The following is a 24,901-nucleotide window of genomic DNA, read 5'->3' as shown; positions in this document are numbered from 1 at the left end:
TATTAACTGTATAGCCAAAACTGCATTGGTGCACTTAATTTAATATGCACAATGAATAACACCGCAAATAATTTTAAGCAGATCGCTATTTAAAGCAGTGAGGCTCAGCGTTATTAGGCATTCGTCACTCTAATCTGACTGCCAGAACGGCTCGAATTCACGTCAATCCGAAGTGCCATTTGCTCTTTGAGCTCACTCACGTGGGAAATGATGCCGATTGTTCGCCCCCCTTGCTGTAAATCGATCAACGTTTGTAAAGCCAACTCAAGCGACTCGGGATCTAAGCTACCAAAGCCTTCATCGATGAAAAGCGTGTCTAAACGGATACCACCACTATAAGATTGCACGACATCCGATAACCCCAACGCGAGAGCAAGTGCAGCCATGAAGGACTCCCCGCCTGAAAGAGTCGCCACATCGCGATTTTTTCCGGTATAGCCGTCTTCGACAGAGAGGTCTAGTCCTCGACCTGCGGCACCTTTAAAGCCTTCCGTCTTACGAACCAATCGATAGCGCCCCTTGCTCATAATATTCAAACGCCCAGAAGCCTGAATCAATACATCATCGAGCAACACTCCGAGTACAAAACGGTGCAGGCTTATTCGGCTACCTGTTTTACCACTAGCAACATCATACAAAGTGCCATACACCTTATAGTCGGCTTCCAGCTTCTCATTTTTCTGATGAAGTATCGCAATATCTTGGCCGACTTTAACAACTCGCTGATATTGCGATTTCGCAGTATCCAAAGCCTCTCGAGCCTGATTATAGACCAGCTCTTGTCGTGAAAGTTGCACTGTCAGCTGCTCTAATTGTGGTTGCTCGACATCTTTCAGCTGAGACTCCAGATCAGAAATCGTCTGCTCCAGGCGAGCTTTTGTTTCTGAGAATTGCTGAACCCCTAGCTGCCACTGCTCAATGGTTTGCTCTGAATGTCGGTTCGCTAAATAGTGCTCTTCACTCTCGAAGTCACTTAGCTTAAGTTTATCCAGCCACTGGGACGATGCTGCCGATAAACCGTTTTGCGCCTGAGCAAGGTATTCAAGATTCGTTTTAAACTGAGTGTCCAACTCATTGTGGGCAACCATCGCAGACTGATAAGCTTTTTGAGCATGCTCTGCATTCGCATTGATTCGAGAGATCGCTTGTTGAGTGTTCAAGTAATCCTTCTCAACATCTTCTAGAGATTGATATTGTGGATCAATCGAATTAACCAGAGAAGTAACTTGGGCTGTCTGAAGTTCAACTTTACTGTCATTAGCCGAGATTTGTTCTCGCACTTCATTGATCTTGTTATCGCCCGTTACGCATCGCTGGTTGAGCTCCTCAACGCCCTTTTCCATTTGCGCCAAATCAATGCTGTTTAATTGCTCAAGCCTAGCCACCAACTCGGTAAGCACTTGGTCAATTGATTCAATGCTTTGGAATGTCGTTTCACCTAGATTTGCTTGCTGCTCATCCCGTAGCTTTCCTTTTTCAAGCAGTTGAGATTTGTGCTGTTCAAATAGGTTATTGTGGTGATTAAATTTATTCAGTGCATCTCGCTCATTGGATCTTGCCGCCTGAACTTGTTCTTTGGATACAGCTTCACCAACAAATTGAGCGGGCGCCGGGTGATTTTCACTACCACACACCGGGCATGCTTCTCCTTGCTGTAGCTTCTGCGCTAGGATTGACGCCTGCGACGTATGCCATTTAAGTTCTAGGCTGTCTGCTGTTTTCTGCTCGGTATGCCACAGGCTCCGTGCACTGACTACATTTGCCTCAAAAGTTTGGCTTTGCTGTTCAAGTTGACCAATCTCTCTAATCGTCGCTTGTAGCTTGATGAAGTCGGAATGTAGCCTTTGATGCGCCACCAACTCAGCTTCAAGCTTTACTTTTTCATTAAGGTCTAGCCTTGCCTTGTCCAAATCTTGCTTTAACTGCTGAGCTTCTTCACTCAGTTTGTCTCTGAAGCTAATGTATTGGCTTAACGTCTTATTAAGCTCTCCTTTCGCAGCTACGTAGCTGGATAGCTGTTTTTCTGCAGTGAGCTTTTCAGACCACTTGGTTTTCACTTGTTCGATTCTAAATAACTGCTCACTTAGATGAGGAAGCTGGTTAGATTCTTCGCTGGCCTTCTCTTGCTGTTTCTCGGCTTCAGTTAGCTCAGCTTTTGCATTGACGACACGCGCTTTGAGCTGCTGATCTTGTTGGCCAAGCTCAGTAAACTGCTTCTCTGCATTTTGACGCGTCACGTAAGCTAGCTCTAACTTATTGGCTTGATTTGCCAAAGCTAAGCGACTCTGCCAAACCTGAACCTGCTCTTGCTCAGAGAGGTGCTGCTTTAACGAGGCTTGAGCATTAGAATACTTGGCAAACTCTTGATTCAGCGCTTGAGCTTTCTGTAACTCTGCATTGAGTCTGCTTTGTTCACTTTGTGCTGTTTGTTCATCTAGCTGAAGTGTTTCAACGCGAGCGGTTAACTGGCTGGCCAATTCTTGAAGCTCATCTTCACTACTTACTTCAGCAACCGTTAGAGCGCCGCGGATCTGATTATCAAACTCATCTTTGGCCTTAACTATCTCACCTGCCTTATCTTTTAGCGCAAACTCGATTTTCTTGTAGATATCTGTTTGAAACAGCTGACCAAAGATGGCCTCACGCTCTTTTGAGCTCGCGAGTAAAAGCTCTCTAAACTTGCCTTGAGGGAGCACCATCACCTGCCTAAACTGAGTTTCATTCAAGCCGATAAGCTCAGTCACTTCAGTTTTGACCTGCGCCGTTTTGCTAGTTATGAGTTTATCTTCAGCCGTAAGTTCATAGTCGGTAACGTCATACAGAGAGGCGGTGTGTTTACGGGTCGTTGTCCCCTCTCCGCGTGCTTTAGGGGCTTGCTGCTCGGGTGAACGTGTCACTCGATAACGTTTGTTGCTTAGCGAAAATTCAAGCGTGACTTCTGTCGGGGTCGCGATATCAGCTTGGTCGCTTCGCATTTGCATACCTTGGCGCTCATTGCCTGTCGTTTCGCCGTACAGCGCAAAACAAATCGCATCAAGGATCGACGTTTTACCCGACCCTGTAGGGCCATTAATCAAAAAGAGTGGATTGCTACCAAGCTTGGTGAAGTCTATATGTTCTTTAGAAGCAAATGGGCCAAAGGCCTGAATGGATAACGAAATAGGTTTCATTGTATTGGCCTTAATGAGTGTTGAGCTGCTTGATAATCCCGCTGATCGCTTCGTCTTGTTCCGCGCTAAGTGACGCATCCTGCGCTTCTAGAAAGAAATCCCTAAACATGTCAACTTCGCTTCTGGCGAGCTTTGCTTTGGCCATCTGTTGTTCGACACCAACTAACATCCCAGGCTTTTCGATATGCAGAACATTTGGGTATACCGAACGTAACTTGTCCATCGGATTTAAGATCGCATGCTTGTCTAGCAAACGCACCAACAAGTAATCATGACTTTTCGGATCTGTTTTCCCTTTGACGATAATCTCATCCAACTCTCCCTCTACAATTCTCATTTCATGAGGGGCAACAAGCTCAAAATGCTGAGCACTTTTAAATCCGTTTGCGTCCAATTCAACCAAAGTGAAGCCTTTCTTCTGGTGCTGCTCGGAAAAGCTGTATTTCATGAGCGAGCCCGAATAGCGGATGTACTCTTTTCCTTTGTATTGGGGCTGATGCAAGTGGCCGAGAGCGACATAATCAAAAGGCAAGAAGTGGCTATGGCTGACTCTATCGGAACCACCAATAGAAAGCGGACGCTCGGATTCTGATTCAATAGCGCCGTCAACAAAGCAATGGGAGATCAGAATGTTACGTTGTTTGTTACTAAAACGAGCCACGATTTCTTCAGCAAGTATTCGATGAGCGTCATCATGGTCCTTAACAGGCTGCTTAAAATGATGTCGAACAAGTTCAGGATCGCTGTACGGCATACCAAAGAATGCTACTTCACCCGCTTGTTCCGTTTTGATGACGACAGGAGTCAACATGTCATCAAAGTTGCTAAGAATGTGTAAGCCTGAATCGGTCATCTGCTTTGCAGCAAAACCTAACCGTTGAGCACCATCATGATTTCCTGGGATAAGAATGATTGGCGTCGAAAGTTTGTTACACACCTTTTCGACAAGTTGACTCATCAGCTCGATTGCAGCCGTGGGGGGCACCGAGCGATCATACACATCACCGGCAATGACAAGCGCATCGACGGGGTTTTCTGCCATGTAGGCTACGAGATCATCGAGTACGGCTTTTTGATCATCGAGAAGAGAAACGTTATGAAACTGGCGTCCAAGGTGCCAATCAGAGGTGTGAATGAACTTCATTCAAGTCCTGTAGAAGCTGATACTAAATGGCGCTCAATATAGCAAGAAACCGCCTCTGATTCATCTAATTAACGATGCATCTACCAGCCTCAAGACCGTAGAATCACACGTAAAAAGCCAATCAGCGGCGGTTCCATTAAGGCTGCTACTTGGAAAAGATTACACTCCACCAAGTGGCACGAAATAGACTAGCGCAGACCAAACGCCTACCCAGGCGAATACGACTGCAATATCTACCCAATCCTTACTCCACATAAGCTTCCCCTTTTCATCTGCGCCTCTTTGCATAGAAAAGGCAGTTAGACTCAAACAAGCTGAGCAAGCTTTATGCCAAACCGTAATATGTCTTAGATAAGGCTGTTCAGAGGCTTTAGCAATTCAAAGAGCACGCTGCTCTTAGCTCAAGATTCAATGTTTCAGGTGTATCTTTGAGCAACTCGATAAAACAGTCGGCCATGGACACCGTACTTACCCACCCTTCACCTCTCATACGTAGGATAGCGTCGTAACCCTCTTTTCCTTTCATGGTATAGGCCGATGAACTACCAGTATAAAGCTTTGATTGTTCAACATTTACCCAGCCTAGACTCTCATCATGTATCTTAAGGTTCACTATACGTTCACCTTTTTCATTGCTCGCAACGTAATCAAACTTGAGGTTGTGGGTGTACGGGAATGACCCAGAACCCGTCCCTTCGACACCGTTGTTTAGCGCATTGTTAATTGCTCCCTCTAGGGTATCTCGTAATGCTTCCCCATTGAGCTGGTAAGTGCCAATCGGTACGGCAAATGGCAGCAACTTTCCGGCAATATCGGCAACGGAGACGTCACCGGCATTAAGTGAATTACGAACGCCTCCAGCATTATGGATAGCAAACTCAACGTCATGGCCGCGCTTTCGCATAGCGTGACAGAACGATTTTGCGACCAATGGGGCTAACTGGCTTGGCCCTTTCTCGTCGGGTAATCGAACATGCCTTAGTGTATGTTCTGCATTCGCAATGACTTGCTCCTGTAATGCTTTCACTCGTGGCATGTATTTATGGGTCAATAAACTTTGTACTTGAGGATCTTTCTTACAGACAACGACGTTAGGGTGATTGCCTAGAAAATCGCAAGCAACTTGATGGGCTTCGCCTGTGCCAGCTTCACTTAAGCTAGCATCCAAAAACAACCGCCTTCCCAGTAGCAGTTCGTTCTTGCCATTAAACGAAACAACCTTGCCCGACGCATCGAAGTCGATCACGCTGTGCCCCATACTCAACGCGTGATAACCCGCCTGAACTATGTAGGTGTTGTTCACCCTTACCCCGTATTCATCGTCTTTGTTTAGCCCAATAGCACTAAAGTCACCTTGTAAGCGATGGCTGTGCCCGCCAACAATAACGCTCAGTCCATCAACCTGACCGGCTAATGCGATGTCTACGTCGTAACCAAGGTGACTGAGTAATACAATTTTATTGATGCCACTTTGATGAATCTCTTCAATGGTTGCTTTGGCGGTTGATAAAGCGTCGATAAAAGGCGTATCAGGATCTGGGTTGGCAATATCTGTCATCTTATCCAGCGACAAGCCGAATATAGCGATAGGTTCCCCACCCACGTCTTTTGTTATCCAATTCGCGATGCGTTTGTTTGGGTCGTAACTAACAACACGATGATGACCATTCAGGCCGTGCGCTTTTTCTTCGCGTTCGTTCGATAAGTCCCAATTGCCACAGAGCAGCGGGAACTGAGTTTTAGTCACAAATTGTGCAACAGGTTCGTTACCCATATCCAATTCATGGTTCCCTAGTGCCATCGCATCAATATTAAGTGCGTTCAGCAAATCAGCATTGGCACGCCCTTTAAACAAAGAGAAATACAATGTGCCTTGGAAACAGTCACCGGCATGAAGAAACAAAAAGCCTCGATTCATTCGGGCAGCATCATCTCGAAGCTGATTAACACGAGTGGATATTCTAGCGAAACCACCAGCACTCACATAAGGCGTTAGTGTTTCTTGTCCCGCTTGTAACGTGAGCTGTAAAGAGGTGGGCTCGAAATATGAGTGAGTATCATTGATGTGTGCCAGGATGATTCTTGCTGGTTTATTTTCTGTCTTCGTCATTCTTTTCTCTCTTCTCTTCACTTTCATCCTAGCGTGTAAATCATGACAGAATCGTGACTTTTATGAAACGACTATGAAAAGAAATTTCCGTGATGTTTCACGGGTCTAGTTTAATAAATAATAATACTTTTTGAAGGTACTTATCGTTAACACTGAAATTGTGAGCTAAGAGTCTGCTTATATTGAGTTTTTACATTATGCTTTAAGAACAAAGCGTGCAGAACCGACACTCTCACAGGGTAAATCTAAGGCAGGAGCCGCCTATGCAGTTAGACCGAATTGAAATTTCAGGGTTCAGAGGCATTAAACGTTTATCGTTGTCATTTGGAGAGCTCACCACATTAATTGGTGAGAATACTTGGGGCAAATCCTCACTACTGGATGCCTTGTCTGTCGCTCTTCCCGCTGAAGGTGAACCCTATCAATTCGAAATGCAAGATTTCCATGTCGATTACTCAGTTGCCCATCCACAAACCCAGCACCTTCAAATTGTACTCGCACTCATCTCAACGGATAAGAAAGAGATCCGGGCTGGTCGATATCGAAAAATAAAGCCAATTTGGGTGACGGACGAAAACAACCTTAACCGAATTTACTATCGAATCAGTGCGACGCGCGATGAATACGACATTACGACTAAATATGCGTTTCTAGACATAAACGGTAACCCATTACCACTCCATCACTCTGAAAAGCTAGCCCAAGAATTGATGTCCCTTCATCCTGTTATTCGCTTGAAAGATTCGCGACGCTTTGAGCGCCCGTTTTCTGCCAGCAACAACGATAACGTCCGCATAGAGAAACGAATCAATAATACCTGCCGACGACTGATGGCGATCCCAGGCCACGTTAACAAAGGCGAGATGCGAAGCAGCCTCAATTCGATGAACAGTCTTGTCGAGCACTACTTCTCCTTTAAAAGTAACAATAGGAAGAATCCAAGGAAGCAGCGAGACGGGCTATTTTTTAGCAATGCTAACCCCGAAAAAAGCCTGTCTCAGGTCGTTGAAGAAACTAAAAATAAGCAAACACGATTGCTTATGATGGGGCTTCTTAATGCGTATTTACAAGCAAAGGGCCCAACAGATCTTCGCCGCTGCGCGCGCCCTCTTCTGATTTTGGAAGATCCTGAAGGTAGGCTCCACCCGACGCATTTAGCACGCGCTTGGAGCTTATTACAGCTCTTGCCAATGCAGAAGATTCTCACAACCAATAGTGGTGAATTGTTAGGGCAAGTACCGCTTGGGACAATTCGTCGGTTAGTTCGTCAATCAGATAAAACGATTGCAACGTCACTCCCTTCGAAAGGATTCAATAACGACGAATTAAGGCGCATTGGATTTCATATTCGTTTTCATCGCTCTGGTGCTTTATTTGCGCGCTGTTGGCTATTGGTTGAGGGTGAAACCGAAGTTTGGCTATTTAACGAACTGGCCAACCAATGTGGATATAACCTCGCCGCAGAAGGCGTGCAAATCATTGAGTTTGCTCAGTCTGGCTTAAAGTCTCTGATTAAGGTAGCTAAGGCATTTGGGATCGATTGGCACGTGGTCACTGATGGTGATGCGGCAGGTAAGAAATATGCCGCTGCGGTACGTGGGCAACTAGACAACGATCAAGAGCGTCATCGTCTTACTGAACTACCAGACCGTGATATTGAACATTACTTATACGCCAATGGGTTTGAGTACTTCTTCAAAGACATGATAAAAATCCCTCACGACCACCCTATTCCAGCCAAGAAGGTCGTGACTCGGGTTCTTAAAAAACATGCAAAGCCAGATCTCGCGTTATCTATTGTCTCCTATTGCGAAGAGCGCGGAGTTGAATGCATCCCACTACTGCTTCGATGGACATTAAAACGTGTGGTCACTATGGCCAATGGTAATACGTGACGGCGAACGGTAATACCTGCTCATACCGGAGTAATAAAAAAGGCACTCTATTGAATAAATAGGGTGCCTGTATCTAAAAATATTATCAGGAAATAGTCGATACTAATCAATCGGGGGTTCCAAACTAAGCCTGCAGCTAACGCCTCCCCCTACTAGCGGGTTTCCATCGCTTGCTCGGTACTTAACTTTGGTTGAGATGATTTCTGATGCAGCCACAACCCAGACGCTTTCATTAGGTAACCAAAGAGTCCACCCAAGATCAATGAAGGCACTACAAGCTTCCAATCACCACTCGCCGCAAACGTGGCACACGAACCAATAAATGTACCCGGGATGTAGCCCAGCCACGATTGCTTCGCTTGAATGCACATCATAAATGCAACAATAGCAGTGATGACATAACCTAGAATATCTAAGCTAGCGTATTGTGAAGCATGAATAATCACCATTGCCCAAAATACGCCTGTCATGTTGGTGACAAGGCTTTCAGCCAGCCCTTTCAGCCCACTATTAGGTGAAGCAAAGTAACTCGTACACCCTAAAAAACCAGCCCATGACAATAATCCCAATGAAATGGCGATCCATCCCCATAGTCCAGACAAAATCCCAGTGGTCAGTGAAATAGCGACTAAAGTACTCATCTTTTTCCTCGCATTACCGCCCAGCAATCTAATGGTTAAGCGGCATCAGTGAATCAAGATGAAATACTAAACTACCCGTCGTAATATTCACTCGATCATGATCACACTTAAAATACAGAAAATAACATTTGTTTCATTATTTGTGTGATGCAATCGAATTTTCAACAGAATTCGATAATAAGATGTAGTAACGAATAGAAAGGTCAAATAGCAAACGGCCAGCATTCGCTGACCGTTTAACTGAGGTAAAATTAAATGAGTACAGTTGAGTAAAGCACACCAGCTAAGCCTAGGCTTGCGAGTATCCCCACGACTTTCTCGGCCATCTTACCCTGACGTTCCGCCGCTTTACCAAACATCCCAAATACCAATGGATGAACTAAGAAAGTCATTGCAAAAGTAAAGGTGATGAGACTCGCTGCTGTGTCTCCAAACATGCCCTCCTGTACCGCAGCAAAGAGGCCGAAGTGCGATAAGCCAGATGAAGCTGACATTGAAGCGTGCTCAAGTGACATGCCCGCTACGCTAAGTAGCGTGAAGCTACCGAATACCGCAACGATTTGCCAGCCAAGAGAAAACTGCATTAAGCCTTTTACTTCTGCCGCGGTATCGCCATTTGCACGACGCAATGTTCTTAGTGAAAGTACAACAAACGCGGCACCAATCAGAATGAGCGGCAACGTCCATTCGACCATTAGCGTCCCTTTCTCCGCGCTAGCAGCCAGTATCGTGAAAACAAAGATATGACCAGCGAACGGGATATTGATCATAATCGGCGCGCGTGAGGCAGCAGTTTTACCGAAGTCACCCGCAGTACACGCCCCTGTTAGCCCTGAGTGAGACAATCCACCAGCCATGCCTGGAGCGAGGTTACGAAGCTGATTTGCTTTACCCACAAAGATCAATAACGCTAAGCCGCCAAACATCCAGAACACTTGCCCTGCAAAACCGTACACGATTACGCTCTGTAAACCTGGAATAGAGAATGCTTCAAGCATATGCGAGCCACCGACTAGGAAGCTGCCTGCCAACACTAATGGAATACCCGCAAACAATAATGAGTTCATGGTCGGGCCGAGTTTCCATTTCGGCAGCATCACACCGAGCCCCGATGAAAGGATCATTGCAAAGAAGATTTGCGGTAAACCAATGATGTCTTGCACAACCGTTGATAACCAAAGCGAAATTTTCAATACGATGATAATGGTCACCGCTTCAACGAAACCTTTACGAATATACGATTGTTTACAAGCAAAAATCGCCTTGCTGTCCACGAGCACAAATGCAATCGCTAAACTGATGTACGCCAACAGCAGATACGAGTCACCCAGCTGGAAATCGGCTGTGCGACCTGACATCAGAACATCTGCCATTTCAATACCCAGTAACAACAAGAATGCGCGAATAATGAATGTCAGCTGCGTGGTGTTCGTACCTAATATCACTTCTTTATTTGAAGGCGTAAAGAAGCCCTCTTCACTGAACTCCTGCTTTGACAGCAAGCGTTTAATTTCCTGACCTCCGACAAAAAACGAAGCAATCAGTGCGATAACCGTGGTTTGACTCATCATGACAATAACCGGGAAATCTACCAACCCAGGTTGAGCCATGTCTGTCTGTACTAACAATGCACCTAACGCCAAGCCAAACACAACAATCACTAAAAGTGATGAGTACTTAGTACCCGCGACGATCGTGCGAGCCACCAATACCATGATAGATAACGCTACAAACGCCAAAACGAAATGGTTGAACGCAGCGAGATGAGAAAACTGTTCCATTAGAACTCCAGTAAACGTTTTGCCCGACTGTTAGTTTAAAATGCACAAGACTCGTATCTTTTCGGCAGTTCGAGTCGGAAAAAACTGTTGAATAAGTGAAATGCGATTAGGCTACAGGCGATGCAATACTTGACGCTGTAGTCTGCTCAACAGGAGGGCTTACCGAATCTGTAAACAAAGTACGCAAGCCTGCCAATACTTCTTTTCTCGAAACGGTTCCCACATATTTTCCTGCATCAACGACTGGAAGAATCTGAGGTCGATTCACTTTGATTGACTTAGCACGCTCTTCTACAGATAGGGTTGTCAGGCGCGTGGCATAACCCATACTGGTTGTTGGATAAAGTTGTTCTTTGTCCAGAGCCAAAAACTCCATAACATCGGTGAGTCGATCGTTCGCTTTGATGGACACCACATCAGTCTTCATCAAGCTGCCAACGGTAACATCCTGATCTGGGATGTAATCTTGGCACCACATTTCTACCATCACATCGTGAGCAGAGAAGAAACCCTGCAGATTACCTTCACTGTCACACACCGCTGCCCCATTGATTTGATTCTTCAACAGCATATCGATTGCAACAGGTAAGCTAGCATCTGCGGTTAATACCGGCGCTTGTGGATTGACAATGTCGCTAACAGTTAACAATGCACTCATAACGTTCTCCTAATTTGAACCTTAAATACGGTCAATTCATTAAAAATTGGTTCGTTAAAACTCATAAATTCGCAGGCTAAGCTGCTCTGCTGGAATGCATGTTACTTACCACCAATGTATTAGTAAATTTGATTTTATTTATTTTTAGATTCAATTTTATTGATACAAATCCAAAGAGACTCAGTTTTCTGCATCCAACCTCCATCTATCAGAAATAGTGATTCGATTCTTTTCAGCGCATTCAGAACAATAATGAAAGACAACAACTTAAAAGGAGCATAAATGTAATACTGGCAAGGGTTTATGGCCCAAATTAAGAGACAAAGGGTGGAAGCATTTCATAACGTATTAATTGATATGTTTTAATATCTTAATCAGCTTTTCTGATATAGAATCGTATCTAGATCACCTCCCACCCGTAATGAAAGGAAGAAAATTGCGCTATTCGTTGAAACAACTTGCGGTATTTGATGCCGTTGCCGAATTGGGAAGTGTTAGTCAGGCGGCAGAAAAGCTTGCTGTTACCCAATCGGCGGCAAGCATGTCTCTGAGCCAACTTGAAAAGCTACTCGGCCGAGAACTATTTATCCGTCAGGGTAAGTTTATGCGGCTGAGTCACTGGGGTAACTGGTTACGCCCTAGAGCAAAGCGTTTACTACAAGATGCAGAGCAAATTGAGATCGGGTTTTATGACCAGCATCTCTTCAGTGGCAACATCAACATTGGCTCTAGTCAAACCCCTGCTGAGCACTGGGTCCCAGAGCTTATCAGTAGAATTGATAACGACTTTCCAGAAATCCGTACTGCACTAGAAGTCAGAAGTACCAACCGCATCATTCAAGGCGTGCTCGATTACAAATATGACTTGGGCATTATTGAAGGTCGTTGTGATGATACTCGAACTCATCAAGAAGAATGGTTCCGCGATCACCTGGTTGTTATCAGCGCCTCACACCACCCATTTGCAAAGCATGAACGAGTGAGTTTGTCTCAGCTAGAGCAAGCACAGTGGGTGCTTAGAGAAGGCGGAGCTGGTACTCGTTCTATTTTTGAAAGTGCCATGGTGCCTTTAATTCCTGATCTCGATGTATGGCGTGAATACTCTCACGTTCCAGTCATTAGAAGCTTAGTTGCGAACGGCAAATACCTTTCTTGCTTACCGTTTCTAGATGTCGCTCCTCATATTGAACGAGGTGAACTCGCAGCGTTAAATGTTCCAGAGCTGAAAATGGATCGTGCCATCTCATTCATTTGGCGTGCGGAAATGGGCGATCACCCTCTTCTAGAATGTATCAAGCGCGAAGCTCATCGCATGATGAAAAATCGCAAATAGCAGGTAATAAAAAACCCAACGTTATTCGTTGGGTTTTTTAATCGATTTATAGCTCGTAATAAGCTTTCGAAGCATTCTATAGATTACTTCTTGATGCCTTCTACATGAAGTTCCATATCTACATAGCTTGATGAGCCCATAACTTGAATATCGAAGTCTTTAAGCTCTAGACGAGTTGTACCGATAAAACCTGCACGCTCACCACCCCACGGGTCTTGGCCTGCGCCGATAAACTCAGCGGCAATTGTGATTGGCTTAGTTTGACCATGAAGAGTTAAATCCCCCATTACATCTAGCTGACCGTCACCTTTATCAACCACTTTAGTACTGGTAAATGTTGCTGTAGAGAATTTCGATGCATCGATAAAGTCAGAGCTACGAATATGCTTATCACGTTCTGCGTGGTTTGAGTCTAGGCTTCGTGTATCAACATTAACGGTAACACTTGAGTCGGCAACGTTAGCTGGGTCGTAAGAGAACTCACCATCAAATGTGTTAAAGCGACCTTTGATAAAGCTGTAACCCAAGTGGCTCACTTTAAAGTTAATAGAAGCGTGCGCACCCTTCGTATCAATCACATAGTCTGCTGCGTTTGCGGTAAAAGGCAGTGCCATAGCGAAGGCTAATCCTGTAGCAAATAACGATTTTTTCATTTTGAAGTTCCTATCATCTTACGTAGTGTATTGTCTTTATCAATTACGTGGTGTTTGACTGCTGCAAGTGCATGTACCGCAGCGAGTAAAATTAGTGCCCAAGCGAAGTAAAAGTGGAGTTCACCCGCGAGATCTGCTTGCCCTTCAAATAGAGCACCAAGACCCGGGACGGTGAACCAGTTAAACACTTCAATTCCTCGGCCATCTTCAGTAGAAATCAGATAACCTGATACTAGAAGGAGAATGAGTAATACATACATTGCGAGGTGAGTCAGTTTCGCTGCTGCGATTTCGTAAGACTTACCTTCAACCTTTGGTGACGGCGTAACAGTTTTCCATACAAATCGAAACACGGTCACTGCAACCAAAATAATGCCAACAGACTTATGCCAGTGCGGTGCGGTTCGATACCATTCACTGTAGTAGGACAAATCAACCATCCATAATCCAACCGCGAACATACCAATCACGACCAAAGCTGAAACCCAGTGAATGAGCCTGACCAGCAAATTGTAGTTTTTTACTTCATTATTCATGTTCGTATCTGACCCAAATTATCATCTAAGGAATGCGAATAGCTCTCATAGAGGTTATCCTCTGTTGCATTCACGTAACACAGTATTTACTAATCTTTACACAGATAAAATCCATGGTTATTGATTAAGTCATTCGAAAAACTTGAACAACGCAAATTCGAAAGTCGATTTTGCTTCAGTATTTGCTCTCTTTGGCAATGTCATATAGCTCATCAGACACATCTAACATTTTCTTTTCTATAACTAATTGAGCATCGGCAACGCCTTTATTGTAAAAGGCTGGACCTATCTCCTTGCAAATAAAATCAAGCAAAAACTCGCCATCAAACTGGCCTAGCTCGGCATCCAGTTCGTTTTCGAAGTACTTTTGCAGTTCGTCCACAATGGCTTGTTTTTGTTGACGAGAGAATTCAATTTCTGACATATTTTGTTACTTATTAGGGAAATAGATGCATACTATTATATACACTTAAGCGGGAACCCTTCCTGAGTTCATTCAGAAAATTGAACCAGAGCCATTCAATTTCTTTATAGCCCTCCTTGATAACCCAGTTGTTTATACCGGTATTGATTTGGTGCGAAAGATCATGAAGTTAGCGTTTGCCAATTTGTAAAAAATAGAAACGTGCTAATCTGTAAGTCTTATTGAGCAGAGCGCTCAATTATATGGAGAGAAACAGTTGTTATTGGATGTTCTAATTCAAAGTGTGAATGAGTTTCAAGCTGATTGTATGAAGCTATGTGAAAAGCACTATCCGACGATTCACAACCAAGGTATGAGTGAGCACCACCTCGGACTCGCTTTTGCAAGAAGGCTAGCTAGAACACTGAATGAATTTGGTCACACCTGCGATTACAACTCACTGGAGTCCACCAAGCAAACTGACTTCCCCCATCACTATCGTGTGAGTTCTGACGTCGGAACGGTGTGGGTGTTAACATCCCACATGATTAGCGCCGGTAAAACCTGTCGACACAAGTTGATGAAAGACATTGGCCAGTGGAAATCGGAATATGGGTATGCGATTCAGCCTAATGATCTACTGCTACTTCTCACCGACCATTGGATAAGCCGCAGCAAACAGAGTCGAGAACTGCTTCACTGGTGGACAGGGCAACTGCCAGACGAAATCGATGAGTACAGTGCGCAAGGCATCAATCTGTATGAGAGTGAATCTCAGCTGAGTCAACTTCTCGAGGAACAGTATTCTTTGAGCCCTTACTTTATCAAGTTTTCTCACCCACTCAAGCGCTCTACCAACCAACAGCTAGTCCGAAAGTACATTCAGCTCTACGCTGTCATTCAATGGAACTAATTCTTCGCCAGCCACACTATTGACTGTCATACTTCGGTCATGCATTGGAGGCATGCTGGTTATTACCATGCCTCAATATGCTTGAATCGAATTGAAGACTCTTAAACGCTATCAATATGAAAAGTATGCGGTTCTGTGTAATTTGGCTTATCAGCGTACCTTAAAACAAACGCGCTACGGCTTTTCTCCTACCGGTCAGCGAATCATTCGTAATCGTCTCGGGCAGACTTTTATTCGTATTCTATGGAATGAGCACAACGATGAAGTCATTGTGGTTATCAAAGGGTCTCATAACATTTGGGATTGGCTACTGAATTTAGCCATGTGGAAACGAAGTTGTAAGCCATTTGGTCTGAACTACTCTATTCATTTTGGCTTCCACTATTTACTTGCTCAAGAAAGCTTACCGCATTACAACTCGGACAAGCTCGGACTGACTGTATTCGAGCGCGTTATCAAAGTGATTGAACCCTTGATATCTCACGGCAAGCGAATCACATTCACAGGACACTCATCAGGAGGTGCCATTGGGTGCGTACTGGCAGATGCAATAGAATACCGGAATCCGAAGAGTATTAAGCGGGTCGTAACGTTTGGCCAGCCTGCACTTGGTGGGCATTCATTTAAACATCACTACGCAATTAAGAACCGTACTTACTTAATATGCTGCGATCTTGATATTGTTACCTTTCTTCCCCCTCTCCCATTTTTGTATTGCCACTGTGGAAAGCAACTCTGGCTCTATAATGGAAAAATTCACGAGAATACTCCAACCTACATTAGGCTATTTCGCTCACTCTTTTCATGGGTTATCCGCCCTTTTTCCTATCATTTGATGAGCAAATACATTCGAAATAAAGACTACTTTGATGAGCGATAAAGCCTGTTCTGTGAGTTACGTCGATTACTGACAATACACACAGTACAATTTTTAGGTCTTCATGTATCAGATCAACAAATCATAAATCGGACAATGCATAGTTTAGGTAGTTAAATGTGTTTTAATTTTGGCCGGTGATGAAGCGTTGTTTCACAAAAATCAATGTAGCAATTACATTCGATAAATATTGCTAGAAATTTTTACGATGTATAATTTACCCTGTTCTGCCAAGCCAATGCGATAGCGTGATTTAATCGTTTTTAAATGCATTAACTTGAGTGACGAAATGTTAGATGTGTTTTTAATCAGGATATTTGAAGCAGTATGATCCTATCGACAAAAAATCAGTTTCAGCAGTGCCTTTCAACTAGCGAAAATGGCGAGTTCGTTGCTCAATTTAAAGACCTATCGTTAAGTAGTGTTTTTCAGCCAATCTATAATAAGTTCAACGATGTAGTCGGCGTTGAAGCATTAGTACGCATATTTAATAACCGAAGCAAAACGTCCATTCGCCCCGACCAGTTTTTTCATTCATCACTCACTCCGCTGGACGATAAAATCAACGTCGAACGTTTGAGCCGCGTCATTCATATCCGCAACTTCGCCATTTCTAGTTTTGCTAACACATCACTATTTCTTAATATTCTCCCTGCTGCAGGAGAATCTTTTGCGTTGAGTGACGTGGAAACGTGCTTGCTTTCTTCAAGGCTCAAAGAGCTTCAGATAGATCGTTCTCAGTTAGTCATGGAACTATTAGAAATAGAAGAAAACAATACGTTTCAATTCAAAACCGCCATTCAAAAACTGTCCGACGCGGGGTATCAGATTGCTATTGATGATTTTGGTGTGAGTGCCTCTACGGAACAAAGGGTTAAACTTCTACAACCTAATATTATAAAGATCGACCGTTCTTTACTTGTTAAATACTTTCCGGTGATACCTCCCCATTACTCAATGGCGTAAAAATAGCCAATGACATTAACGCAAAGGTTGTCGTCGAAGGCATTGAAACCGAAGAACAATTCCATGCAATGAAATCCCTCAATATTGATATGTATCAGGGCTATTATCTTGCTATGCCGTCACCAATCACACCGACATTAAAGTGCACTGGGTAACCACTTTGCTCTAATATCTCCTCAAACTCCCATAACTTTCAATCTTGCATTATTTCGCCTGCAATTCTTTCTAACTCTTACCAATATTCTTACCCGTTTAATTCCACATAATCAAAATCAACATCTAAACACGCCCTTATTTACATAATTTATAACCATTATTTTACATATAAGTAATTTATTGTTTTAGATCATAACTCATTCGATTATGGCTCGTGCTACAAAATAGATTTATGTACATTCATTGACATAGTTTGAAACAGTTTCTTTATAACTTTTATAATTTCACGGAGATTTCTATGTTAGAGCTCTTAATTGGCTTAGTGGTCACTATTTCAGTGGGCTATTTTATCGTCAAAGGCTATAAGCCTGCCGGGGTCCTACTGACCGCAGGTGTATTGTTACTTATCATAACCGGACTGATTGGGCACACCGTTCTACCAGACAATGTTGCATCTACTGGCAATATGCTCACCGATTCGCTGGAATACGTGAAATACATGCTGCAATACCGTGGCGGTGGCTTGGGTATGCAAATCATGTTGTTGTGTGGTTTTGCCTCTTACATGACTCACATCGGCGCGAATAACGTTGTTGTAAAACAGTTTTCTAAGCCGTTGTCGGTTATCAAATCTCCATATGTGTTACTGGTTGCGGCTTATATTGTTGCGTGCTTGATGTCATTAGCTGTCAGCTCTGCAACTGGCCTTGGCGTGCTGCTAATGGCAACCCTATTCCCTATGATGACAGCGATGGGTATTTCGCGTCCGGCAGCCGTCGCAGTATGTGCCTCACCAGCAGCCATTATCCTTTCACCTACCTCAGGTGATGTTGTAATTGCAGCGGAGAAATCTGGTTTAGCGCTGCATGTTTTTGCGGTCGAAACGGTTCTACCTGTTTCGATTAGCGCTATCATTGTCATGGCTGCCGCAGCATTTTTCTGGAACAAGTATCTAGATAAGAAAGACAATTCACCTATGGAACGCGTCGATGTTTCAGAGATTGAAGTTAACGCGCCGGCTTACTACGCAATCCTGCCTTTCTTACCTATCATCGGCGTGTTTGTATTCAATGGTGAAACGATTGAAGGCCTTTATCTAGACATTTATACCATTGTGGTACTTTCAATCTTCATTGGTGCACTGGTAGATTTCATTACTAAGCGATTTGATGGACAGAAAACCATCGAAGATCTCGAAGCATGTTACCAAGGGATGGCTGACGCATTTAAAGGCGTTGTTATGCTGTTAGTAGCGGCTGGTGTATTTGCCCAAGGTTTGATGTCCGTTGGAGCGATTGATAACTTACTTCACCTTGCCGAAACAGCAGGCGCAGGTGGTATTGCACTAATGCTTATTTTGACTGGTCTTACCGTTGCCGCTGCAATTGCTACTGGTTCGGGTAACGCACCATTCTATGCTTTTGTGGAGCTTGCACCTTCTCTTGCCGCTAAGATGGGTTTAAATCCAGCGTTTTTAATCATTCCTATGCTACAAGCATCGAATCTAGGTCGTACTATTTCTCCAGTATCCGGTGTAATAGTAGCAACCTCTGGTATGGCTAAGATCAGCCCATTTGAAGTGGTTAAACGAACTTCGGTGCCTGTTATTTGCGGATTGGCGACTGTTATCCTTGGTACACTGGTACTTGTCCCAATGGCTGCCTAGTTTGATGCCAAGCTAGAACTGCATACAAGTAAAAGAAAAAGCTCCTTTTTAAGGAGCTTTTTTATATGCCAATACCGGTGATCATAAATAGTGGTTTATTTAATGTCGCCATACCTTTCAAGATATAAAACTGTCGCAGCGGTTCTTGAAGGGACTTGAAGCTTTTTAAGTAAACTCTTCATGTGCACTTTCACTGTGGATTCAGAGATAAATAAACGGTCTGCGATTTGTTTATTCCTGAAGCCTTTTGCTACTTCTTGAAGGATCTGGGTTTCACGTTCCGTCAGTGTTTCGAATACATCTTCATGATCTTGACGTTCAGTTAAGTACTTCGCTACTTCCTGGCTATACGCTTTTGCACCAGTGGTTGCTTGCTTTAACAGCTCAACCAACTCGTCTGGCTCGGTATCTTTCAAAAGGTAACCATCCGCACCAGCGCGCACGATTGCTTCAATATCGGCGCTGTTGTCCGAAACGGTAAGAATCACGATTGCAGCTGTCGCGCCGTCTGCGCGCAACGCTTTCAATGTATCCAGACCAGACATACCCTTCATGTTCAAATCAAGCAGTATTAGATCTGGCTCTACTTCGTGAGCCTTTGCAATGGCATCTGCACCATTACTTGCTTCAGCTATAACTTCAAATTCATCTTCAAAGTCGAGTAATTGGCTGATCCCTCTTCTCATCAGAGGATGATCATCCACAAGCATTACTTTACATTCTGTCAAAATTTACGCCCTTTATTAATCTCGTCGGTATTCTAACGTAACTTTACAGCCTTCGTCGTGAGAAGAATCAATACGCAGCTCTCCTTTCAGCCTAGCGGCTCTCTCCTGCATTATACTCATTCCGTAGTGATTAATCTTCTCGCCAGATCGCTCAAATCCAATTCCATCATCAGAAATTTGTACTGTGACGATGCCGTTACTTTCAGCACAAGACACTTCAATCTTAGTTGCTTGTGCATGTTTAATTGCATTTATTGTCGCTTCACGGATTAGTTGCAATAAGTGGACTTGCTGATGCGCGTCCAAATCCGTGGTCGATAATTCATTGTTAAGTGTAATTTCCGCAGTAGTTTGGTCATCCAGTTGATCCAACATTTCATGCAGCGCTTGGCCAAAGCTTCCTTCTTTAATCGCCAATCGGAATGTGGTGAGCAATTCCCGCAATTGAGTGTAAGCAGAGGATAGCCCCGTATCTATTTCAGAAATCACCCGCTCTGCTTTCGGTGTGTTATCACTTTCAGGCAGCTTCTTCATCGCTTTCTTAAGCAGCGATACTTGAATCTTCAAATAAGAAAGAGACTGAGCAAGCGAATCATGCAGTTCACGCGCTATCGTCGCACGCTCTTCCATTAGAATTAACTGCTCTGCCTGACGCTGTGCTTGGTTATAGTAGATTGCACGCGACAGAATGTGCACAAAGTTATCGAGAAGCGCTTGATCCGGACACGGCAGCCCACACTGCAGATGCAAGTATCCCAAATGTTGATTGTCGAGCATCAGGGCTCGCGATGTAAACTCATCACCTTTGGGGTCCCCCCAAACTAGCATCGAATTTGGTTCACCGAATTCATCGATTTCAAGCTTAGCTGCTATCACGCCTTCTAAGCTGACAATCTGCTTCAATATCGCCTCAAAATTGTCTTGGGTAATTCTCGCCGCGGTAAGCTCTTGAGACGATTTATACAGCACTTCTAATGAGTGATTCGCATGCTGAAGTTTATGCGTTTTCTCGTTGACCGCTTTTTCTAGCCCACGATATAGTTTGCCGAGATCAGACGCCATATGATTAAAAGTACGCGCTAAAATACCCATTTCGCTGTTACTGCTGGTATCGAGCTCGACATCAAATGAACGAGAGGTAATCTGTTCACTGGCAATCACCAACGCTTGGAGCGGCTTGACCACTTCTCTTCGCACAAAGTGGACAACGTAAACAGCCAATAGCAAAATCGCGCCTAGGCCAATTCCACCAACCCACGCTAATTTAATCAGTTTAAGTTCGGAGAACTCCTGCAGCTTGTAAACAAACGCATCAATTTGGGAAACAAACCCAGCAACCAACTCTAGATAGTGGTCGTTGTTAGGGCTCTGTAACACGTCTTTGAGCTCATGCCATCGTATGATGAGGAGGTAGTAATCGTTAGTGATGTCGTCGGGAACCGTCCAGTTCTGCAACGCTTTCATCGACGGAGAATAAATAGAACGCTCAAATAGCTCGATGTGCTCCGAAAAATCAACAGAGCTAATCTGAATGTCATGTGCGAGGCGATAGCTCTGCATTCGCATTGAACCAGCAATATTCACTGCTTCGGCATCGTTAAGGCTCGATGCTAAGGTAATGATTGCAAAGCTAGTAGTAGCGATCGACAGCAGTACAATCAAAGACATTGCTTTCGCGATAGTGCGTGTTACCGACCGTTTAACACTCTTCAACAAAACTCTCTCCCAGTGATTATTGTTAACTTATTTTCTTCGTGAGCGAGTCCATTATCTGTCAACTATATCAATATGTGATCACTCTCGACGGAATTTATTGATCTAAAACAAAAATACCCCCTCATTACCCCCTTGGGGGTATTTATTGGAATGTGTCAAAAACTAAAATTTATGTAAGCATAAATGAAAGATTATTAATAATAATAAGCTACTCTTAAGTAGTAATTCTCAATAGTTAGGTGAAGTAGTGGTAGACCTTTCAAGAAGACGCCTGTTTAAAAGAAAAGTTGTTAACAGCGACCAGCTCTGCCTACCCTGGGTTAAAGACCCAAGCCACTTTACTAACGATTGCACTCGCTGTGGCAAGTGCGTTGAGAATTGCGAAACCAACATAATTGTTAATGGCGATGGCGGCTTTCCTACCATCGATTTTTCAATTGGTGAGTGTACATTTTGTTACCAATGTGCGATTGCATGCCCGGAGTCACTTTTTAAACAAGAAGATACGGCACCTTGGCAAGCAGTAGCTACTATTAATAACAAGTGCTTATCACAGCAGAATATTGAATGCCGTAGCTGTGGTGATATGTGCGATTCAATGGCAATACAGTTTAAGTTGGAGGTGGGTAAAGTTGCCCAACCCCATATAAATCTAGATGAGTGTAATGGTTGTGGCGCCTGTGTAGCAGTCTGCCCTACTTCATCCATCGATGTGAGCAATTTTAATAATAACGAGAGATAACTATGGCACTAAATGAAGTGCACATTTCGAGTTTAGTGGTGCATGTTTCGCCAGAGCACTTAACTGAAATCAAAACTCAAATAGAAACATTCGATTGTACTGAGATTTACGGTGATAGCCCTGAAGGCAAGATCGTGGTTGTTCTTGAGACAGGAAACCAAGGTTTTGTAACGGATACCATCGATGCTATTAACAATCTTCCAAATGTTCTGAGCACAGTATTGGTTTACCACCAAATCGAAACTGACTTAGACGATACGGATATAGACACTGGAACTAACCATTCCCAAATTGAGGGTGAAGTATGAAAATGACAAGACGTGCGTTTGTGAAAGCAAACGCAGCAGCATCAGCAGCTGCAGTCGCGGGCGTTACACTGCCAGCATCTGCAACCAATCTGATTGCTAGCTCCGACCAAACAAAAATCACGTGGGACAAAGCACCTTGTCGTTTTTGTGGTACTGGCTGTTCAGTATTAGTTGGTACTCAAAACGGTAAAGTAGTAGCAACTCAAGGTGATCCAGAAGCGCCAGTGAACAAAGGCCTAAACTGTATCAAGGGCTACTTCTTGTCGAAAATCATGTACGGTAAAGACCGTCTTGAAACACCAATGCTTCGTATGAAAGATGGCAAGTACGACAAAAACGGCGACTTCACTCCTGTATCTTGGGACGTAGCATTCGACACCATGGCTGAAAAGTGGAAAGAAGCACTTAAAAAGCAAGGTCCTTCTGGCGTAGGTATGTTCGGTTCAGGTCAATGGACCGTTATGGAAGGCTACGCAGCCGCTAAAATGATGAAAGCCGGTCTGCGCTCAAACAACATTGACCCTAACGCTCGCCACTGTATGGCATCAGCGGTAGTTGGTTTTATGCGTTCGTTTGGTATTGATGAACCAATGGGCTGTTACGATGACTTCGAGCACGCTGATTCATTCGTGCTATGGGGTTCAAACATGGCAGAAATGCACCCAGTATTATGGACTCGCATCACTGACCGTCGTCTAAGCCACCCTCATGTTAAAGTAAACGTACTGTCTACGTTCTATCATCGTTCTTTCGAATTGGCGGACGAAGGTTACATCTTCGAACCACAAACAGACCTAGCGATTGCGAACTACATCGCAAACTACATCATCCAAAATGATGCGGTAAACTGGGACTTCGTGAACAAGCACACGACATTCAAGCAAGCAACAACCGATATCGGTTACGGCCTGCGTGATGACAATCCTATTCAGATGAAAGCGAAAAACCCTAACTCGGGTGACATGAGCAGCATTTCATTTGAAGAATACAAAAAATCAGTTGCACCATACGACGCTAAGATGACATCTGAGCTTTCAGGTGTTTCTGAAGATAAACTTTTAGAGTTAGCTAAGCAGTACGCAGATCCTAACACTAAGGTAATGTCACTATGGACTATGGGTACTAACCAGCACACTCGTGGTGTTTGGGTTAACAGCCTGATTTACAACCTACACCTTCTAACTGGTAAGATTTCTACTCCGGGTAACAGCCCATTCTCACTAACCGGTCAACCTTCAGCATGTGGTACAGCACGTGAAGTTGGTACGTTTGCTCACCGTCTGCCTGCAGATATGGTTGTTGCAAACCCTAAACACCGTAAAGTAGCGGAGAAAATTTGGAACATTCCAGATGGCGTTATCCCACCGAAACCAGGTTACCACGCTGTACTTCAAGACCGCATGCTAAAAGACGGTAAGCTAAACGCTTATTGGGTAATGTGTAACAACAACATGCAAGCTGGTCCAAACATTAACGAAGAGCGTCTGCCAGGTTACCGTAACCCTGAAAACTTCATCGTTTGTTCTGACCCATACCCAACAGCAACAGCGCAAGCTGCTGACCTTGTTCTTCCAACTGCAATGTGGATTGAAAAAGAAGGTGCTTACGGTAACGCAGAACGTCGTACTCAAGCTTGGTACCAACAAGTTGGCACCGTTGGTGAAGCGAAGTCAGACTTATGGCAAATCATGGAGTTCTCTAAGCGCTTCAAGATGGAAGAAGTTTGGACTGAAGAGATGCTAGCAACAGCACCTCAGTACCGCGGTAAAACTATGTATGACATGCTGTTCAAAAACGGTCAGGTTGATAAGTTCCCTATCGAAGAAGCTCGTGAGCTTAACGATGATGCTCACCACTTTGGCTACTATGTACAAAAAGGTCTATTCGAAGAATACGCGACCTTCGGACGTGGTAAAGCACACGATTTGGCACCTTATGATGTATACCACCAAGTACGCGGTCTACGCTGGCCTGTTGTTGATGGTAAAGAAACACTTTGGCGCTACAAAGAAGGTTCTGATCCATATGCTAAGAAAGGCTCAGGCTGGGATTTCTACGGTAAACCAGACGGCAAAGCATTCATTATTTCTGCTCCATATGAAGCGCCACCAGAGTCTCCGGATGAAGAGTTTGACATGTGGCTATGTACCGGCCGTGTTCTGGAGCACTGGCATACAGGTACTATGACTCGCCGTGTGCCTGAGCTGTACAAAGCGGTTCCTGATGCATTGTGTTACATCCACCCTGCTGATGCGAAAGCGAAAGGCCTACGCCGTGGTGACGAAGTTCTTATAGAGAACAAGCGTGGTGAAGTTCGCGTACGTGTTGAAACACGCGGTCGAAACCGTCCACCTCAAGGGTTGGTATTCGTACCATTCTTTGATGCACGAATCCTGATTAACAAACTGATCTTAGATGCAACCGATCCTCTGTCTAAACAGACAGACTTCAAGAAGTGTCCGGTGAAGATCACTAAAGTTTCTTAATTACTTACGGAATCAAGCT

19 protein-coding genes and 1 pseudogene are annotated in these 24,901 nt (G+C 44.1%); 9 read left to right on the top strand and 11 right to left on the bottom strand.

Annotation, left to right across the window (positions count from 1 at the left end; genetic code table 11):
* Positions 1-113 precede the first annotated feature (113 nt).
* From ACXABW_RS16300 to ACXABW_RS16290, 3 genes are all read right to left on the bottom strand, one after another.
* On the bottom strand, positions 114-3,170 hold the full coding sequence (locus ACXABW_RS16300; RefSeq protein ID WP_457526206.1) for an AAA family ATPase: 3,057 nt from the start codon (positions 3,168-3,170) through the stop codon (positions 114-116).
* A 10-nt stretch (positions 3,171-3,180) separates the two neighbouring features.
* Positions 3,181-4,314 carry an exonuclease SbcCD subunit D gene (locus ACXABW_RS16295; RefSeq protein WP_457526204.1) on the bottom strand — a complete coding sequence of 378 codons (1,134 nt, stop codon included), beginning with the start codon at positions 4,312-4,314 and terminating at the stop codon, positions 3,181-3,183.
* Between the two features lie 370 nt (positions 4,315-4,684).
* Complete coding sequence (locus tag ACXABW_RS16290) at positions 4,685-6,424, bottom strand: bifunctional metallophosphatase/5'-nucleotidase (RefSeq protein ID WP_457526202.1); 1,740 nt, start codon at positions 6,422-6,424, stop codon at positions 4,685-4,687.
* 263 nt (positions 6,425-6,687) lie between these two features.
* Between ACXABW_RS16290 and ACXABW_RS16285 the strand changes: the two genes are divergently transcribed.
* Complete coding sequence (locus tag ACXABW_RS16285) at positions 6,688-8,319, top strand: ATP-dependent endonuclease (protein WP_457526200.1); 1,632 nt, start codon at positions 6,688-6,690, stop codon at positions 8,317-8,319.
* Positions 8,320-8,471: 152 nt separating this feature from the next.
* Here ACXABW_RS16285 and ACXABW_RS16280 read toward each other — a convergent pair whose 3' ends face one another.
* From ACXABW_RS16280 to ACXABW_RS16270, 3 genes are all read right to left on the bottom strand, one after another.
* Positions 8,472-8,960, bottom strand: a complete 489-nt coding sequence (locus ACXABW_RS16280; RefSeq protein ID WP_252033953.1) for a DUF1097 domain-containing protein — start codon at positions 8,958-8,960, stop codon at positions 8,472-8,474.
* Between the two features lie 251 nt (positions 8,961-9,211).
* Positions 9,212-10,741 carry a hypothetical protein gene (locus ACXABW_RS16275; protein ID WP_457526197.1) on the bottom strand — a complete coding sequence of 510 codons (1,530 nt, stop codon included), beginning with the start codon at positions 10,739-10,741 and terminating at the stop codon, positions 9,212-9,214.
* Between the two features lie 106 nt (positions 10,742-10,847).
* Positions 10,848-11,399 (bottom strand): CBS domain-containing protein, encoded by a 552-nt coding sequence (locus ACXABW_RS16270; protein WP_252033949.1) that lies wholly within the window; start codon positions 11,397-11,399, stop codon positions 10,848-10,850.
* A 436-nt stretch (positions 11,400-11,835) separates the two neighbouring features.
* Between ACXABW_RS16270 and ACXABW_RS16265 the strand changes: the two genes are divergently transcribed.
* On the top strand, positions 11,836-12,732 hold the full coding sequence (locus ACXABW_RS16265) for a LysR substrate-binding domain-containing protein (protein WP_252033947.1): 897 nt from the start codon (positions 11,836-11,838) through the stop codon (positions 12,730-12,732).
* Between the two features lie 83 nt (positions 12,733-12,815).
* Here the strand turns inward: ACXABW_RS16265 and ACXABW_RS16260 are convergent, their stop codons facing one another.
* The 3 genes from ACXABW_RS16260 to ACXABW_RS16250 form a co-directional block, all read right to left on the bottom strand.
* Positions 12,816-13,385, bottom strand: a complete 570-nt coding sequence (locus tag ACXABW_RS16260) for a YceI family protein (protein WP_252033945.1) — start codon at positions 13,383-13,385, stop codon at positions 12,816-12,818.
* Positions 13,382-13,921: a cytochrome b gene (locus tag ACXABW_RS16255; protein WP_252033944.1), complete on the bottom strand. Its 540-nt coding sequence runs from the start codon at positions 13,919-13,921 to the stop codon at positions 13,382-13,384. Before ACXABW_RS16255 ends, ACXABW_RS16260 begins: the two co-directional genes overlap by 4 nt.
* Positions 13,922-14,096: 175 nt before the next feature.
* Complete coding sequence (locus ACXABW_RS16250; RefSeq protein ID WP_252033942.1) at positions 14,097-14,345, bottom strand: DUF2164 domain-containing protein; 249 nt, start codon at positions 14,343-14,345, stop codon at positions 14,097-14,099.
* Between the two features lie 256 nt (positions 14,346-14,601).
* Here ACXABW_RS16250 and ACXABW_RS16245 point away from each other — a divergent pair, with 256 nt between their 5' ends.
* The 4 genes and pseudogenes from ACXABW_RS16245 to dcuC all read left to right on the top strand — a co-directional run bounded on the left by ACXABW_RS16245 (position 14,602) and on the right by dcuC (position 18,902).
* Positions 14,602-15,237 (top strand): hypothetical protein, encoded by a 636-nt coding sequence (locus ACXABW_RS16245; protein WP_252033940.1) that lies wholly within the window; start codon positions 14,602-14,604, stop codon positions 15,235-15,237.
* Between the two features lie 91 nt (positions 15,238-15,328).
* On the top strand, positions 15,329-16,117 hold the full coding sequence (locus ACXABW_RS16240) for a lipase family protein (protein ID WP_252033938.1): 789 nt from the start codon (positions 15,329-15,331) through the stop codon (positions 16,115-16,117).
* A 324-nt stretch (positions 16,118-16,441) separates the two neighbouring features.
* Positions 16,442-17,235, top strand: a pseudogene (locus ACXABW_RS16235) (EAL domain-containing protein).
* A 299-nt stretch (positions 17,236-17,534) separates the two neighbouring features.
* Positions 17,535-18,902 (top strand): anaerobic C4-dicarboxylate transporter DcuC, encoded by a 1,368-nt coding sequence (dcuC, locus tag ACXABW_RS16230; protein WP_252033934.1) that lies wholly within the window; start codon positions 17,535-17,537, stop codon positions 18,900-18,902.
* Between the two features lie 95 nt (positions 18,903-18,997).
* Here dcuC and ACXABW_RS16225 read toward each other — a convergent pair whose 3' ends face one another.
* A complete protein-coding gene (locus tag ACXABW_RS16225) occupies positions 18,998-19,630 on the bottom strand; it encodes a response regulator (RefSeq protein ID WP_252033932.1) in 633 nt (210 codons plus the stop codon).
* 15 nt (positions 19,631-19,645) lie between these two features.
* Positions 19,646-21,346 carry a nitrate/nitrite two-component system sensor histidine kinase NarQ gene (gene narQ, locus ACXABW_RS16220; protein ID WP_457526193.1) on the bottom strand — a complete coding sequence of 567 codons (1,701 nt, stop codon included), beginning with the start codon at positions 21,344-21,346 and terminating at the stop codon, positions 19,646-19,648.
* Positions 21,347-21,593: 247 nt separating this feature from the next.
* Between narQ and napF the strand changes: the two genes are divergently transcribed.
* Genes napF through napA form a run of 3 tightly spaced genes read left to right on the top strand, consistent with a single transcriptional unit; the run spans position 21,594 to position 24,882 of the window.
* Entirely contained in the window at positions 21,594-22,088 is a 495-nt protein-coding gene (napF, locus tag ACXABW_RS16215; RefSeq protein ID WP_457526191.1) for a ferredoxin-type protein NapF, read from the top strand.
* 2 nt (positions 22,089-22,090) lie between these two features.
* The gene (locus ACXABW_RS16210; RefSeq protein ID WP_457526189.1) at positions 22,091-22,396 is read left to right on the top strand and encodes a chaperone NapD; all 306 of its coding nucleotides are present in this window, start codon (positions 22,091-22,093) and stop codon (positions 22,394-22,396) included.
* Positions 22,393-24,882: a periplasmic nitrate reductase subunit alpha gene (napA, locus tag ACXABW_RS16205; protein ID WP_457526187.1), complete on the top strand. Its 2,490-nt coding sequence runs from the start codon at positions 22,393-22,395 to the stop codon at positions 24,880-24,882. Before ACXABW_RS16210 ends, napA begins: the two co-directional genes overlap by 4 nt.
* The last annotated feature ends 19 nt before the right edge of the window (positions 24,883-24,901 follow it).

Source organism: Vibrio paucivorans (genome assembly GCF_054053395.1).
The sequence above is the reverse complement of the archived record's forward strand: the minus strand, read 5'-3'. Positions and strand labels throughout refer to the sequence as shown.